The following is a 16,893-nucleotide window of genomic DNA, read 5'->3' as shown; positions in this document are numbered from 1 at the left end:
TAAGACGCTTTAGTGTTAGCCAAATAAAATATGCAAACTGAAAATAAAATATATTTTCCAAGTTTAAAAGCAGTAGAAGCAGCAGCCGAACGTTTAAAGTCGGTTGCTGTTAAAACGCCTTTAAATAAAAATCTTCAATCTTCTAAACATTACGAAGCCAATGTCATGTTTAAGCGTGAAGATTTACAATTAGTACGTTCTTATAAAATAAGAGGTGCATATAACCGAATTTCTTCTTTAACAAAAGAACAAATGGAAAAAGGTATTGTATGTGCTAGTGCAGGAAACCATGCTCAAGGCGTGGCATTGTCTTGTAAATTATTAAAAATAAAGGGGACTATATTTATGCCTTCGCCAACACCTAATCAGAAAATTGAACAGGTAAAAATGTTTGGAGAAGAATACACAAATATTGTTTTGGTTGGCGATACTTTCGATGATGCTTTTCATGCGTCTATGTTAGAATGCGAACGTTTACATAAAACCTTTATTCATCCGTTTAACGACAAAGAAGTTATTGAAGGTCAGGCAACAATTGGTCTTGAAATATTAAATCAGACCGAAGTTCCTATAGATTATGTCTTTGTACCCGTAGGAGGTGGCGGATTAGCTTCAGGATTATCTACAGTCTTCAAACAATTATCTCCAAATACAAAAATTATTGGTGTAGAACCCGAAGGTGCGCCTTCTATGAAAACATCAATTAAAAATGGTTATAATACAGAGTTAAAACGTATCGAGAATTTTGTTGATGGCGCTGCTGTTAAGAAGGTAGGAGACAGAACGTTCGAAATTTGTAGACATAATTTAACCGAAATGATTACTGTTCCAGAAGGGAAAGTTTGCGAAACCATATTAGAATTATATAATAAAGACGCTATTGTTGTAGAGCCGGCAGGTGCTTTAAGTATTTCTGCTCTCGATTTTTATGCTGAAGAAATTAAAGGTAAAAATGTAGTTTGCGTAATTAGCGGAAGTAATAACGACATTACTAGAACAGAAGAAATTAAAGAACGCGCTTTATTATACACCAATTTAAAACACTACTTTATTGTTAAATTTCCACAGCGAGCAGGAGCATTAAAAGAGTTTGTTGCTGAAATTTTGGGACCGAATGACGATATTACATATTTTCAATACGCTAAGAAAACGAACCGTGTAAATGGATCTGCAGTTGTTGGTATTGAATTAAAGTCGTCTGAAGATTTAGCGCCTTTAATGGAAAAAATGAAGACTAGAAATTTTTACGGAGATTACTTAAACGATAACCCAGATTTATTTCAGTTTTTAGTATAAGCTTAACTTTTATGTAAACTGCTAAATGCAATTAAAAGGTTATATTTAGTACACGAACAGTTAATAAAAAAAATATATTATGCATACATCTTTTTTAGATATTCCGGATCAATATAAAATTACAACTGAAATTAATCAAAACACATATTTAGTAGGTGGTGAATTAAAGACATGGGCTGGAAAGACAGCTAATATTTATTCTTCAATTTCATCAACACCAGAGTATAAGCCAACATTACTTGGTAAAATTCCTCAATTAGGAAAAGAAGAAGCTTTAGATGCTCTAGATTCTGCTTGCGATGCTTATGGAAAAGGGCAAGGAGAGTGGCCTACAATGAAAGTTATAGATCGTGTGGCTTGCATGGAAAAGTTTGTAAAACAAATGAAAACCAAGCGCGACGAAATTGTAAAATTACTAATGTGGGAGATTGGTAAAAGTTTACCAGATTCTGAAAAGGAATTCGACAGAACAGTAGATTATGTTTACGATACTATTGAAGAATATAAACAATTAGATAGAGATAGTGCGAAATTTGAAAAACACGGTGGTGTAAATGCACATATTAGAAGAGGTTCTTTAGGTGTTGTATTGTGTTTAGGCCCTTATAACTATCCTTTAAATGAAACCTTTGCACTGTTAATTCCTGCTATTATTATGGGAAATACAGTTATTTTTAAACCTGCCAAACATGGGGTTTTATTAATAACTCCTTTATTAGAAGCGTTTCAAACTAGTTTTCCTAAGGGTGTTGTAAATATTATTTACGGACGTGGTCGTGTAGTTGCTACTCCAATTATGGAAAATGGACGTGTAGATGTACTTGCCTTAATAGGGAATAGTAAGTCTGCAAATGCACTTCAAGAAAGTCACCCAAGACAAAACAGATTACGATTGGTTTTAGGTTTAGAAGCTAAAAATCCAGCAATTGTTTTGCCGGATGCAGATTTAGACTTAACTATAGATGAATGTATTGCAGGAACTTTGTCTTTTAATGGACAGCGTTGTACAGCTTTAAAAGTATTATACGTTCATGAAAATATTATTGAAGAATTTAATAAACGGTTTTCTGCGAGAGTAGATGCACTTCAATTTGGAAACCCATGGGATAAAGCGGTAAAATTAACACCATTACCAGAACCAGAGAAACCGGCTTATATACAAGAATTAATAGATGATGCTAAGGAAAAAGGTGCTGCTATTTTAAATGAAAAAGGAGGTAAAACAACCGAAAATTATATTTTTCCAGCAGTATTGTATCCTGTAAATAAAGACATGCGTGTTTTTAAAGAGGAGCAATTTGGACCCGTAATTCCAGTATTACCATTTAAAGATATACAAGAGCCGCTTCATGATATGGCGGAATCTAATTACGGACAACAAGTGAGTGTTTTTGGTCAGAATGTAAAAACATTAGCACCATTAATAGATACTTTGGTAAATTTAGTTTGTCGTGTTAATTTAAACAGTTCTTGTCAAAGAGGACCAGATGTGTATCCTTTTACAGGAAGAAAAGATTCTGCAGTAGGAACATTAAGTGTTCATGATGCGTTAAGATCTTTTTCTATAAGAACATTTGTGGCTTCTAAAGATAACACCTATAATAATGCTATATTAAATGAATTGCTTGATACAAAGGCCTCTAATTTTATAAGCACCGATTATATTTTATAAAAAATTGATAAATAGTTAATTGATATATTGAATTAATTTGTATATTTGGTTAATGATTCTTATTAAAAATAATATACGCCCATTTAGTCCCGCAATTGCATTGCGCCGACGTCGCAGTGCACACTAATCTTCTAGAGTTGTTCGCCTAATTTCATGTATTTATTTTTTTATTTTGATTACACCACTATATACATTTTATACACAATCTATAGTTACTTTAAATAGTAACCGTGTTACATCACGCCCTATTTTATTTCGCCGCCCGTTAGGGTGCTTTATATATTAGGAACTTTTAGGTGTGTCCAGTTCTACTTTCTAGAAATCAATACTTTTTTAACTTTTTAATTTTAAAATCAAAACAATGGAAATTGTTATTGCTGACAAGTCGCATACGGTTTATGCAGAAATTATTTGTGCTACTATAGCAGACTCTGCTAAGGTAAGAGGTACCGGTATCGCAAAAAGAACACCTGAGTATGTTATTCAAAGAATTATAAATGGAAATGCAGTTATTGCTTTAGAAGACGGTAAATTTGCCGGTTTCTGTTATATAGAAGCATGGGGACATGGTAAATTTGTTGCCAACTCAGGTTTAATTGTGCATCCGGATTTTAGAAAAAGAGGGTTAGCAAAAGATATTAAACATAAAATTTTCACTCATTCCAGAACAAAGTATCCCAAAGCAAAAGTATTTAGCATAACTACAGGATTACCGGTAATGAAAATGAATTCAGATTTAGGATATAAACCTGTGCCATTTTCAGAGCTAACAGACGATCAAACGTTTTGGAAAGGTTGCCAAACCTGCAAAAACTATGATGTCTTACAACGTACAGAACAAAAAATGTGTTTATGTACAGGTATGCTATACGATCCGGATAAGCAACCTCCAAAAGATCAGAAGCCTGTAAAATCCAGCGTATTTAATAGATTAAAAAGCATTAAGGAGCATTTGTTTCTAAAAAAATAATATACAAAATGAAAAAATTAGTAATAGCATACAGTGGTGGATTAGATACGTCTTACTGTGCAGTAAGTTTATCAAAGGAGTACGATGTTCATGCAGTAAGCGTAAATACCGGCGGTTTTACTAAAGAAGAAATTAGTCATATAGAAAGTAACGCTTATAAAATGGGCGTGTCTACTTATAAAAATATTGATGCGGTTGCTACATTTTATCAAAAGGTAGTGAAGTATTTAATTTTCGGAAATGTATTAAAAAACAATACATATCCGCTTTCTGTAAGTGCAGAACGTATTATTCAGGCCATTGAAATTGTAGAATACGCAAAAAGTATTAATGCAGAATATATTGCTCACGGAAGTACCGGTGCAGGAAACGATCAAGTACGTTTCGATATGATTTTTCAAATACTTGCTCCAGAAATAAAAATTATTACACCTATTAGAGATCAAAAATTAGCAAGACAAACAGAAATTGATTATTTGGTTGCTAATGGTATAGATATGTCTTGGGAAAAATCAAGATATTCAATTAACAAAGGATTATGGGGAACAAGTGTTGGTGGTGAAGAAACATTAACTTCAGAAAAACCATTACCAAGCGAGGCATATCCGTCTCAATTAGAAAAAACAGAGGAACAAAAAGTGACTTTAACCTTTAATAAAGGAGAGTTTGTTGCTTTAGATGGAAAAGAAGCTGCTCCAGAAAAAAATATTGAAGCTTTAAATACATTAGCTTCTAAATATGCAATAGGAAGAGATATTCATGTTGGAGATACTATTGTTGGTATTAAAGGCCGTGTTGGTTTCGAAGCTGCAGCCGCTTTAGTTATTGTAAAAGCACATCATTTATTAGAAAAACACACGCTTACAAAATGGCAAATGCAACATAAAGATTACTTATCTAGTTTTTATGGAATGCATTTACATGAAGGTCAGTTTTTAGATCCGGTAATGCGAGATATGGAAGCCTTTTTACAAAGTAGTCAAGAAAATGTAACAGGTGATGTTGTGGTGAGTTTAAAACCATATCATTTCTCTTTAGATGGAATTTCGTCTAAACACGATTTAATGAATTCTACTTTTGCTAGTTATGGTGAAGAAAATAAAGGATGGACAGCAGATGATGCCAAAGGATTTATAAAAATACTTGGAAATCAGAATAAGATTTATCAACTCGTAAATAATAAATCATGATACAAGCCGGAATTGTTGGAGGTGCAGGATATACTGCAGGAGAACTTATAAGAATCTTGATGTATCATCCTCAAGTAAAAGTCAATTTTATTTATAGTACATCTAACGCTGGAAATCCGGTGAGTAAAGTGCATCAAGATTTAATTGGATCTACAGATTTAAAATTCACAGATACTATTAATGCAGATGTAGATGTGTTATTCTTGTGTTTAGGACATGGGAATTCTACTGCGTTTTTAGAAAAAAACAGTTTTTCTAAAACGACTAAAATCATAGATTTAAGCAATGATTTTAGATTAGAAGCAGATTCTAATTTTAACGGAAAACAATTTGTTTACGGACTTCCTGAATTAAATAAAGAAGCAATTTCTAAAGCAAGTTATTTGGCAAATCCAGGTTGTTTCGCAACGGCTATTCAGTTAGCATTGTTGCCATTAGCGTCGGACGGAAAGTTTCAAGATGATGTTCATGTTAATGCTGTAACAGGAGCAACGGGAGCAGGAACATCATTATCTGCAACTACGCATTTTACGTGGAGAGATAATAATTTTTCATACTACAAACCCTTTACGCATCAGCATTTAGGAGAAATTAATCAATCGGTGAAGCAATTACAAGGTAGTTTTAATTCTGAAATTGTTTTTATGCCAAACCGTGGAGATTTTTCACGTGGTATTTTTGCAACAGCTTACACTAAATACGAAGGGACTTTAGAAGAAGCCAAAGCGTTATATAAATCTTTTTATAAGGATGCTAAATTTACAGTAGTTTCAGACGAAGATATTCATTTAAAACAAGTTGTAAATACTAACAAATGTATTCTTCATTTACATAAGCATAACGACAAATTATTAATATCTAGTGTAATTGATAATTTATTAAAAGGTGCTTCAGGACAAGCTGTACAAAACATGAATTTAATGTTTGGCTTTGAAGAAGCTGAAGGCGTACAACTTAAAGCGACTTACTTCTAAAACCATTAATTATGAAAATTGCTATCATAGGAACAGGAAATTTAGGACATTCTATCGCTAAAGGTTTAATTATAGATAATGCGTTTACAACTCTATATTTAACAAAAAGGAATGTTGAAGATTTAGAAGAATTCGACGGTTATAATAAGGTCTTTATTACGAGTGATAATGTTTTAGCTATTCAAAAATCTGATATTTTAATTTTTGCGGTTCAACCTGCACATTTTGAAAATATTTTAAAAGAAATAGCACCTCATTTAACAGAGAAACATGTGTTGATTTCTGCAGTTACAGGATATTTAATTCCACGAATAGAGAATATTGTTGGAGAAAATCAATTTATAATTCGTGCTATGCCTAACACCGCAATTGCTGTAGGGAAATCCATGACGTGTTTATGTAGTAATGAATTAGGTAAAAAACGTATTAAAATTGCTGAAGCTATTTTTAATCGTTTAGGGCATACATTATCTATTCCAGAAAGTCAGATGCAAGCCGCAACCGTAGTTTGTGCAAGTGGAGTTGCATTCTGGATGCGTTTAATTCGTGCAACTACTCAAGCAGCAATTCAATTAGGTTTCGATGCAGAAGTTGCTCAAGAATTATCTATGCATACTTGCGAGGGTGCAGCTAGTTTGCTTATCCAAACGGGCAATCATCCAGAAGAAGAAATAGATAGAGTTACAACGCCAAAAGGATGTACTATTGAAGGATTAAACGAAATGGAACATAAAGGTTTAAGTTCGTCTTTAATTCAAGGTATGATAGCATCTTACAATAAAATTAGTAACATTAAAAAAGAGCAAATATGAGTTTGTTTCCAGTATATCCGCTTTACGATATTACTCCAGTAAAAGCGAAAGACGTTTTTGTTTACGACGATAAAGATGTTAAGTATTTAGATCTTTATGGAGGTCATGCTGTCATTTCAATTGGGCATGCGCATCCAACTTATGTAGATCGTATTACAAATCAATTACATCATATTGCTTTTTATAGTAATGCGGTTCAAAACCCATTACAAGAACAATTAGCAACAGATTTAGCAGAGTTTTCAGGTTGTAAAGACTATCAATTATTTTTATGTAATTCGGGAGCAGAAGCCAACGAAAACGCATTAAAATTAGCTTCTTTTCATAATGGCAAGTCTAAAATTATAGCATTTAAAAATAGTTTTCACGGACGTACATCTGCAGCAGTAGCAGCAACCGATAATCCTAAAATCGTAGCACCATTAAACGCACAACAAGAGGTTGAGTTTTTTAAACTTGGCGATTTAAATGGTGTAGAACAATCATTAAAGAATAACGATGTTTGCGCCGTTATTATAGAATGTATTCAAGGTGTTGGAGGTTTAGACGAAAGTACAACCGAATTTTACCAAGGACTTGAAAAATTATGTAAAGCCAATAATGTGTGTTTCATTGCTGACGAAGTACAGTCTGGTTTTGGAAGAACAGGAGATTTCTTCGCTTTCCAAAAACATAATATTACACCAGATATTATTTCAATGGCTAAAGGAATGGGAAATGGTTTTCCTATTGGTGGAATTTTAATTCATCCAGATATTAAAGGATCTTTTGGATTATTAGGAACCACTTTTGGAGGTAATCATTTGGCTTGTGTAGCTTCATTAGCAGTTTTAGATGTCCTTAAAGCTGAAAAATTATTAGAGCATGTTAAAGCAATTTCAGCTTACTTTATAGAAAAAGCAGAACAAATATCACAATTAAAAACAATTAAAGGTCGTGGTTTAATGCTAGGTTTAGAATTCGATTTTCCAATTTCGGACCTTAGAAAAAAACTTATTTTCGATCATCACATATTTACCGGAAGTGCTAAGAACCCTAATTTATTAAGAATACTTCCGCCATTAACGATTCAAAAAGAGCATTTAGATATGTTTTTTGAAGCTTTAAAATCAGAACTAACATAGCATGAAAAAATACACTCAAATTTCAGATATTTCAAATCTTTCAGAAACTATAAAAGAAGCTATTCTTTTAAAAATGAATCCTTTCGGGTATAAACATTTAGGGTTAAATAAAACCTTAGTCATGTTGTTCTTTAATTCAAGTCTTCGGACTCGTTTAAGTACTGAAAAGGCTGCGAAAAATTTAGGAATGAATGTGATGAGTTTGAATGTTAATGATGCGTGGAATTTAGAGTTTGAAGACGGAACAGTCATGAATGCAGGTACTTCAGAGCATGTAAAAGAAGCTGCTAAAGTAATTTCTCAGTATGCAGATATTATTGCAGTACGTGCGTTTCCAAGCTTAATAGATCGAGATAAAGATTACACAGAAATGGTAATTAAAAGTTTTGAAAAATATGCAACTGTTCCCATTGTAAACATGGAAAGTGCAACGGCACATCCTTTGCAAGCCTTGGCAGATGCAATTACAATTTCAGAGTTATCAGAGAAATCAAAACCTAAAGTTGTAATGTCTTGGGCGCCACATCCTAAAGCTTTACCTCAAGCTGTGCCAAATTCTTTTGTAGAAATGATGCAGAAGATGGAAGTAGATTTAGTGATTACACATCCAGAAGGCTACGAGCTTAATCCTGAAATTACTAAAGACACGCCAATTAATCATAATCAAGAAGACGCGTTAAAAGATGCCGATTTTGTGTATGCTAAAAACTGGAGTAGTTATTCAGACTATGGGAAAATTTTAAATACAGATCCGAGCTGGATGATTACAAAGGAGAAATTGGGACAAGCTAAATTTATGCACTGTTTACCAGTTAGACGTAATGTAATTGTAGAAGATGCTGTGCTAGATAGCGATCAATCTATTGTTATGCATGAGGCCAATAATAGAACATATTCTGCACAAATTGTATTAAAAGAAATCTTAGAAAATCTGTAATATGGAAACACTAAAAGTTATAAAAATAGGTGGAAATATTATTGATGATGCTATTGCTTTGTCTAATTTTTTAAAACAATTTGCAACCATTCAAGGGCCGAAGTTATTAGTACACGGTGGAGGGAAACTAGCAACTAAAATGGCTAAATCCATGAATGTTGAGGTGCAAATGGTAGATGGGAGGCGTATTACAGATGCCGATACTTTAGATATTATTACGATGGTTTACGCCGGAAAAATCAATAAAAATATTATTGCACAATTACAAGCTAATAACTGTAATAGTGTTGGGTTTACAGGAGCAGACGGGAATGTTATTGTTTCAGAAAAACGTCCTGTAAAAACGATTGATTATGGGTTTGTAGGTGATGTAAAACAAGTAAATACAGCAGTACCAAAAGTACTTTTAGTAAACGGAATTACACCGGTATTTTGTGCGATAACGCATGATGAAAACGGGCAGTTATTAAATACAAATGCCGATACTGTAACGTCTGAATTAGCCATTGCTTTTGCAGATTTGTATCAGGTAGAACTGTATTATTGTTTCGAAAAAGACGGCGTATTATTAGATGTCGACGATCCCAATTCTGTAATAGAAGACATAAACACATCTAATTATAAGACTTTAAAAGCAGATGGTGTTATTACAGATGGTATGCTCCCCAAACTAGATAATTGTTTTTATGCCATATCTAATCACGTTTATAAAGTGTGTTTAGGAAAACCAGACATGTTATTTAATCAGAATACAAAACACACAACAATTCAAGCCTAATGATCACGACGCAACAATTAACAGAAGAGGCCATTTTATTACTGAAGAATCTGATAGAAACAGAATCGTTTTCTTCAGAAGAAGATAAAACAGCGCAACTTATAGAAGCTTGGTTTATACAAAAAAACATTCCGTATACCAGAACCAAAAATAATGTTTGGGCAACCAATGCCGATTTTACAGAAGGCAAGCCCACCATGCTTTTAAACTCACATCACGACACTGTAAAACCAAATAGCGCATATACTAAAGATCCGCTTAAAGCGATTGTAGAAGATGGTAAATTGTATGGTTTAGGAAGTAATGATGCAGGAGGATGCTTAGTGTCTTTAATTGCTACGTTTACTTATTTTTATAATAAACCGAATCTAAAATATAACTTAGTTATTGTCGCTTCTGCAGAAGAAGAAAGTAGTGGTCCAAATGGCTTAAATAGTATGTTGTCCATTATTCCTAAAATAGATGTTGCTATAGTAGGAGAACCAACATTAATGAATTTAGCTGTTGCAGAAAAAGGGCTTGTGGTTTTCGATGCGAAGGTGAAAGGAACTCCTAGTCATGCTGCACATCCTAATAACGATAATGCCATTTACAATACAATAGAAGTCTTAAATTGGTTTAAGGATTATAAATTTGATAGACCTTCTGAAGCTTTAGGCGATGTTAAAATGACAGTGTCTCAAATTCAAGCAGGGAAACAACATAATGCTATTCCAGCTGAGGTTGATTTGGTGATAGATGTTCGTGTAAACGACAAATATACCAATGCAGAAATTAATGCTATTTTAGTGAACGAATCGCCTTGTACAGAAATTAAAGCAAGAAGTTTACGTTTAAATTCGTCTTCTATTCCTAAAGATCACGAATTGGTAAAAGCAGGAATTGAAATAGGAAGAACAACGTATGGTTCTCCAACATTATCAGATCAAGCGGTGTTAACGTGTTCGTCTTTAAAATTAGGACCTGGAGATAGTACACGATCACATTCTGCAGACGAATTTATTTATTTAAATGAAATTGAAGAAGGTGTGGCGATTTACATTCAATTATTAGAAAAAATACTTTAATTATTCAAGAGCGAAGTTCGGCTTCAATCTAAAATATAAATTGATTGTTCGTAATAAGTCATAAAATTCGCGTCACCCTGAACTTGTTTCAGGGTCTCACTTTAATTTTTGTACATACAAAGATAATGAGATGCTGAAACTAGTTCAGCATGACGGTTTAATAAGACTATGATTAAAAACGGATATTCGTTAAATATAAAAACATACAGCTATGAAACTTTGGGACAAAGGTCTTACAATCGATAAAAAAATAGAACAATTTACTGTTGGTAACGACAGAGAAATAGATATACATATTGCTAAATACGACCTGATTGCTTCTAAAGCACATGCTAAAATGCTTGAAAGTATTGGTATTATTACTGCAGAAGAATTAAAACAATTATTAGGAGGATTAGAAGTTTTAGAAGCTCAGATAGAAGACGGCACTTTTGTTATTGAAGAAGAGTTTGAAGATGTACATTCTAAAATAGAATTCGAATTAACGAAAACGTTAGGCGATGTTGGAAAAAAAATACATACTGCACGTTCTAGAAACGACCAAGTTTTAGTTGCACTTCAGTTGTATTTTAAAGAAGAATTAAAGACTATTCAAACTAAAACAAAAACGTTTTTTGATACCCTTTTAGGATTAGCTGAAACGCATAAAGATAAATTATTACCAGGTTATACTCATTTACAAGTTGCTATGCCGTCTTCTTTTGGTTTGTGGTTTTCTGCTTATGCAGAGTTGTTAATCGATGATGTGTATATGGTGCAAGCTGCTCAAAAAGTAGCCGATCAGAATCCGTTAGGTTCTGCTGCAGGTTATGGTAGTTCATTCCCTATAGATCGTGAGTTAACGACTAAAGAAATGGGCTTTTCAACTTTAAAATATAATGTTGTTGCGGCGCAAATGAGCCGAGGAAAAAGTGAACGTACAATTGCAGCTTCATTAGGAAGTTTAGCAAATACGTTATCGCGTTTTGCAATGGATATTTGCTTGTATAACAGTCAGAATTTTGGGTTTATTGCCTTTCCTGACGAGTTAACAACAGGAAGTAGTATTATGCCACATAAGAAGAACCCAGATGTGTTTGAATTGATTCGTGGAAAAAGTAATAAGATTCAAGCGCTTCAAACAGAAATGGTTTTAATCACTAATAATTTACCTAGCGGATATCACCGCGATTATCAGTTATTAAAAGAAAACATGATTCAGGCTTTTGAAGATATGAAAGATATTTTAGATATCTTTAATTTCTCTATCGCTCAAGTCAAAGTGAAAGATATTGACTTACATGACGATAAATATAAGTTCCTTTTTACAGTAGATAATATTAATACGTTAGTTGTAGAAGGTATGTCGTTTAGAGATGCTTACAAGAAGATTGGTGGGGAAGTAGAAGCAGGTACTTACGTTCCTGACGATTCTAAAAAACACACCCATTTAGGAAGTATTCATAATTTAGGATTAGATAAAATAAGTGAAAAATTTCCTAAACTATAAGGGAATATACATAACATAAAAAAGCGTCTTAGTAATTAAACTAAGACGCTTTTTGTTTTATAATATATCGAAAATTAGATAATCGTAGATTGACCTAAGTGAATGTTCGAAAAGTTATGATTAGAATCTTTAGGATTACTAATAAAATCAGCAATAAAATCTCCAACCTTAGTTGTTGTAATATTGTCGTATTTCGTATTTAAATCTGGTGTTGTAATATGAAGTGCTAAAGATTTATCGACAGCAGTTTTAATTAAATCAGATTCATCATTTAAATCAAAATGCTCTAATAACATAGCTGCAGATAAAATTGAAGCAATTGGGTTTGCAATACCTTTGTTCGTTGCCTGTGGGTATGATCCGTGAATAGGCTCGAACATTGCGTATTTGTCTCCTACAGAAGCCGAAGCTAACAATCCTATAGAACCTCCAATAACACTAGCTTCGTCGCTAATAATATCTCCAAACATGTTTTCTGTTAGAATAACATCAAACTGTTTTGGGTTTAAAATCATTTGCATTGCTGCGTTATCTATAAATAAGAAATCTAATTCTACGTCTTTATAACTTTTAGCAATTTCTGTTACCACTCTACGCCATAAACGAGATGTTTCTAACACGTTTGCTTTATCAATTAAAGTCAGTTTTTTTCTTCTAGCTTGTGCCGCCTTAAATGCCAAATGTGCTAAACGTTCAATTTCTTCACGAGAATATTCACATAAATCTGATGCAGAATTTCCGTCTGCACTTGTTTCTTTTTTTCCGAAGTAAATACCTCCAGTAAGCTCACGATAAATGCTAATATCTGTGCCTTTAATAATATCCTTTTTTAAAGGCGATTTACTTAAAAGGGCATCGTATGCTTTAACAGGTCTTATATTTGCATATAATCCTAATTCTTTTCTTAATGCAAGCAACCCCTGTTCTGGGCGTACTTTTGCAGAGGGATCATTATCGTATTTCGGATCTCCAATGGCTCCGAACAATAAAGCATCACTTTTTTTACAAAGCTCAAGCGTTGCTTCTGGTAAAGGATTACCAGTTTCATCTATTGCTATGGCACCAACAGGTGCGTATTTAAAATTAAAGGTATGATTAAATTCTAAAGCAATGGCTTTAAGAACTTTTATGGATTGAGCAGTGACTTCTGGTCCTATCCCATCTCCTGCTAATACTGCTATGTTTAGTTTCATAAGAATTATTTTTTAGAGGCTGAAAATAGCACAACTACTTAAATGTGTATAAGGTTGTGTTTTCAGGATTTAGCTTCAAAAGCTAATATAGCATCTTTTTTGCTTAATAAATAATCAATGTCGTCATAACCATTTATAAGACATGTTTTTTTGTAAGGGTCAATATCAAAATGCTCTGATAAATCGGTGTCTTTAATAGAAATAGTTTGATCTTCTAAATTTACATTAATTATTGTTTCTGGGTCTGCTGTAATATGATTAAATAATTCTTTTAAATAAGCAGGAGTAACTTGTATTGGTAAAATTCCGTTGTTAAGTGCGTTTCCTTTAAAAATATCTGCAAAGAAACTAGAAACAACAACCTTAAATCCGTAATCGGCTATTGCCCAAGCGGCATGCTCTCTACTAGATCCGCAACCAAAGTTGTCTCCAGCGACAAGAATACTACCCATATAAGTCGTATTATTTAAAGGGAACTCTGCGTTTAAATCTCCGTTTTGATTAAATCTCCAATCTCTAAATACATTATCTCCAAAACCTTCTCTGTCTGTTGCTTTTAAGAAACGCGCAGGAATGATTTGGTCTGTATCTATATTTTCTATATCTAATGGAATGGCTCTAGAATGTAATGTTGTAAACTTTTCCATTTAGTTTAATTGTTTTGTAATGTCTATAATTTTTCCTTCTACCGCTGTTGCTGCTGCAACTAACGGACTTGCTAAAATGGTACGAGCACCTTGACCTTGTCGTCCTTCAAAATTTCTGTTTGAAGTAGATACACAATATTCGTCTTTCGGAATTTTATCATCATTCATCGCTAAACATGCAGAACATCCAGGTTGGCGGAGTTCGAAACCGGCATCTGTAAAAATGTCTTTAAGACCTTCTTCAATAATTTGTGTTTCTACCAATTTACTTCCAGGAACTAACCAGGCAGTAACGTTAGGGGCTTTTTGTTTGCCTTTAATATATTTAGCAGCTACTCTAAAATCTTCAATTCTAGAGTTGGTACAGCTACCAATAAAGACAAAATTAATTGGTTTGTTTATAAGAGATTCTCCTTTTTTAAAGTTCATATATTTCAATGATTTTTCAAAAGAAGCATCGTCAAGTGTAGGGATGTTTTCTGTTACTTTTATCCCCATACCAGGGTTGGTTCCGTAGGTAACCATAGGTTCGATATCTTCTGCGTCGAAGAAGTATTCTTTATCGAATTCGGCACCTTCATCTGTTGGTAATGTTTTCCAGTAGGCTACTTTCTTTTTGAAATCTTCACCTTTAGGTGCAAACTCACGACCTTCAACATAGTCAAAAGTAGTTTGGTCTGGTGCTATCATACCGCCACGGGCTCCCATTTCAATACTCATATTACAAACCGTCATGCGGCCTTCCATACTCATGTTTTGAAATACGTCTCCTGCATATTCACAGAAATAACCTGTACCTGCATTGGTTCCTAATTTAGCGATGATATATAAAATAACATCTTTAGGAAGTACACCGTTTTTTAGTTTTCCATTTACAGAAACACGTAAGCTTTTAGGCTTACTTAAAAGTAAACATTGACTAGCAAAAACCTGAGCAACTTGACTGGTACCGATTCCAAAAGCAATAGTTCCAAATGCACCATGTGTAGAGGTATGACTATCTCCACATACGATTGTCATCCCAGGTTGTGTGATACCTAATTCGGGAGACATAACGTGCACTATTCCATTGTATTTGTGACCTAATTCAAAAAGTGTGATTCCGTTGTCGGTACAGTTTTTTGATAGCTGCTCAAGCTGATGTCTAGATAACGTATCTTGTATTGGTAAATGTTGATTTGTTGTTGGCGTATTATGATCTGCTGTTGCCACAATTTGGTTGGGTCTAAATACAGGAATATCTCTGTCTTTTAACTCGTTAAAAGCTTGTGGGCTTGTTACTTCATGTATTAAATGTTTATCGATGTACAATACTTGTGGGCCATTATCTATGGCGTCAACTACATGTGCATCCCATACTTTATCAAATAATGTTTTTTTCATTTCATGTTGTTTTTGCTATTTCACTTCAAATTTAATTTATGAAATAGACTTTTAGCTTATTTTAAGCAGAAATAATTTGATTATAAACGCTACTAGTTTCAATAATTTGATGAATATCAGAATCGTTTATTTCTTTTTTAACATCTGCAAAATCTAAGAAATTAGCATAAACTACATCTAATTGCAATTTAGTTAATTCGTATCCTACATTTTTTGCTCTGTAAGCTAAAGCAGCTCTACCACTTCTCGCTGTTAATACAATAGCAGATTCTGTTACTCCAACATCTTTAGGGTCGATAATTTCGTAAGTTTCACGATTTTTAATCACACCATCTTGATGAATTCCAGAACTATGAGCAAATGCATTAGCTCCAACAATTGCTTTGTTTGGTTGCGTATAAATTCCCATATGTTCAGAAACCATTTGGCTTGTACTGTATAATAAAGAGGTGTTTATATTTGTATCTAAATTTAAGGTTGGGTGTTGTTTTAAAATCATAACAACTTCTTCTAAAGCTGTGTTTCCAGCACGTTCTCCAATACCATTAATTGTACACTCAATTTGTCTTGCACCATTAATAACACCTTCAATAGAATTTGCAGTAGCTAATCCTAAATCGTTGTGGCAGTGGCAAGATAAAATTGCTTTTTCAATACCCTTAACGTTCTCTTTTAAATACTTTATTTTAGCACCATATTCGTTAGGTAAACAGTATCCTGTTGTATCTGGAATATTTAAAACAGTTGCACCTGCTGCAATTACAGCTTCGCAAACTCTTGCTAAATAATCGTTATCTGTACGTCCTGCATCTTCTGCATAAAACTCTACATCTTCAGTAAAGGTTTTAGCATAACGCACAGCTCTTACGGCACGTTCTATGATGGCATCGCGATTAGATGCAAATTTAAATTTTATATGAGAATCAGATGTTCCAATTCCTGTGTGAATTCTTGCTTTTTTTGCATAACGTAATGCTTCACCAGCAACTTTAATATCATTTTCTACAGATCTTGTTAGTCCACAAACTGTAGCATTCTTTACGATTTTTGAAATGGCTTCAACCGAAGCGAAATCTCCAGGACTTGACACAGGAAAACCCGCTTCAATAACGTCAACTCCTAGCAGATCAAGTCTTTCAGCAATTATAATTTTTTGCTCTTTGTTTAACTTGCAACCTGGGACTTGTTCGCCATCGCGTAACGTTGTGTCAAATATTTGAATGTTAGAATGTGACATTTATATGAATTTATTTTCTTATTGTTCTACGAATTTATATTATACTTTTGTAAAGTAATATCTCATTATTGTACTTTTACGATGTTTAAAAGTATTTAAACGCACTTAACTATCTGTGTGTCTG

At 33.4% G+C, this 16,893-nt stretch carries 15 protein-coding genes; 11 read left to right on the top strand and 4 right to left on the bottom strand.

What is annotated here, in order from left to right; translation table 11 throughout:
• Positions 1-30: 30 nt before the first annotated feature.
• From ilvA to argH, 11 genes are all read left to right on the top strand, one after another.
• Positions 31-1,296, top strand: a complete 1,266-nt coding sequence (gene ilvA, locus GQR95_RS03235) for a threonine ammonia-lyase IlvA (protein ID WP_159021779.1) — start codon at positions 31-33, stop codon at positions 1,294-1,296.
• 79 nt (positions 1,297-1,375) lie between these two features.
• The gene (locus GQR95_RS03230) at positions 1,376-2,968 is read left to right on the top strand and encodes an NADP-dependent glyceraldehyde-3-phosphate dehydrogenase (protein ID WP_159021778.1); all 1,593 of its coding nucleotides are present in this window, start codon (positions 1,376-1,378) and stop codon (positions 2,966-2,968) included.
• Positions 2,969-3,329: 361 nt separating this feature from the next.
• Complete coding sequence (locus GQR95_RS03225; RefSeq protein WP_159021777.1) at positions 3,330-3,938, top strand: GNAT family N-acetyltransferase; 609 nt, start codon at positions 3,330-3,332, stop codon at positions 3,936-3,938.
• Positions 3,939-3,946: 8 nt separating this feature from the next.
• Positions 3,947-5,128 (top strand): argininosuccinate synthase, encoded by a 1,182-nt coding sequence (locus GQR95_RS03220; RefSeq protein WP_159021775.1) that lies wholly within the window; start codon positions 3,947-3,949, stop codon positions 5,126-5,128.
• Positions 5,125-6,102, top strand: a complete 978-nt coding sequence (argC, locus tag GQR95_RS03215) for an N-acetyl-gamma-glutamyl-phosphate reductase (RefSeq protein ID WP_159021773.1) — start codon at positions 5,125-5,127, stop codon at positions 6,100-6,102. Before GQR95_RS03220 ends, argC begins: the two co-directional genes overlap by 4 nt.
• 11 nt (positions 6,103-6,113) lie before the next feature.
• On the top strand, positions 6,114-6,914 hold the full coding sequence (gene proC / locus GQR95_RS03210; RefSeq protein ID WP_159021772.1) for a pyrroline-5-carboxylate reductase: 801 nt from the start codon (positions 6,114-6,116) through the stop codon (positions 6,912-6,914).
• The gene (locus tag GQR95_RS03205) at positions 6,911-8,038 is read left to right on the top strand and encodes an aspartate aminotransferase family protein (protein WP_159021771.1); all 1,128 of its coding nucleotides are present in this window, start codon (positions 6,911-6,913) and stop codon (positions 8,036-8,038) included. Before proC ends, GQR95_RS03205 begins: the two co-directional genes overlap by 4 nt.
• Before the next feature lies 1 nt (position 8,039).
• Positions 8,040-8,975 (top strand): acetylornithine carbamoyltransferase, encoded by a 936-nt coding sequence (locus tag GQR95_RS03200; protein WP_159021770.1) that lies wholly within the window; start codon positions 8,040-8,042, stop codon positions 8,973-8,975.
• A gap of 1 nt (position 8,976) precedes the next feature.
• A complete protein-coding gene (gene argB, locus GQR95_RS03195; protein WP_159021769.1) occupies positions 8,977-9,753 on the top strand; it encodes an acetylglutamate kinase in 777 nt (258 codons plus the stop codon).
• Positions 9,753-10,820, top strand: coding sequence for a M20 family metallo-hydrolase (locus GQR95_RS03190; RefSeq protein ID WP_159021768.1), 1,068 nt, complete (start codon positions 9,753-9,755; stop codon positions 10,818-10,820). The genes argB and GQR95_RS03190 overlap by 1 nt, the downstream gene beginning before the upstream one ends.
• 211 nt (positions 10,821-11,031) lie before the next feature.
• Positions 11,032-12,309: an argininosuccinate lyase gene (argH, locus tag GQR95_RS03185; RefSeq protein ID WP_159021767.1), complete on the top strand. Its 1,278-nt coding sequence runs from the start codon at positions 11,032-11,034 to the stop codon at positions 12,307-12,309.
• A gap of 74 nt (positions 12,310-12,383) precedes the next feature.
• Here the strand turns inward: argH and leuB are convergent, their stop codons facing one another.
• The 4 genes from leuB to GQR95_RS03165 all read right to left on the bottom strand — a co-directional run bounded on the left by leuB (position 12,384) and on the right by GQR95_RS03165 (position 16,769).
• Positions 12,384-13,502 (bottom strand): 3-isopropylmalate dehydrogenase, encoded by a 1,119-nt coding sequence (gene leuB / locus GQR95_RS03180; RefSeq protein WP_159021766.1) that lies wholly within the window; start codon positions 13,500-13,502, stop codon positions 12,384-12,386.
• 62 nt (positions 13,503-13,564) lie between these two features.
• Positions 13,565-14,149 (bottom strand): 3-isopropylmalate dehydratase small subunit, encoded by a 585-nt coding sequence (leuD, locus tag GQR95_RS03175; protein ID WP_159021765.1) that lies wholly within the window; start codon positions 14,147-14,149, stop codon positions 13,565-13,567.
• Positions 14,150-15,532: a 3-isopropylmalate dehydratase large subunit gene (gene leuC, locus GQR95_RS03170; RefSeq protein ID WP_159021764.1), complete on the bottom strand. Its 1,383-nt coding sequence runs from the start codon at positions 15,530-15,532 to the stop codon at positions 14,150-14,152.
• Between the two features lie 61 nt (positions 15,533-15,593).
• Positions 15,594-16,769 carry a 2-isopropylmalate synthase gene (locus GQR95_RS03165; protein ID WP_159021763.1) on the bottom strand — a complete coding sequence of 392 codons (1,176 nt, stop codon included), beginning with the start codon at positions 16,767-16,769 and terminating at the stop codon, positions 15,594-15,596.
• Between the last annotated feature and the right edge of the window lie 124 nt (positions 16,770-16,893).

Origin of the sequence: Formosa sp. L2A11, assembly GCF_009796865.1 — a bacterium.
Taxonomy (GTDB): domain Bacteria; phylum Bacteroidota; class Bacteroidia; order Flavobacteriales; family Flavobacteriaceae; genus Formosa.
The sequence above is the reverse complement of the archived record's forward strand: the minus strand, read 5'-3'. Positions and strand labels throughout refer to the sequence as shown.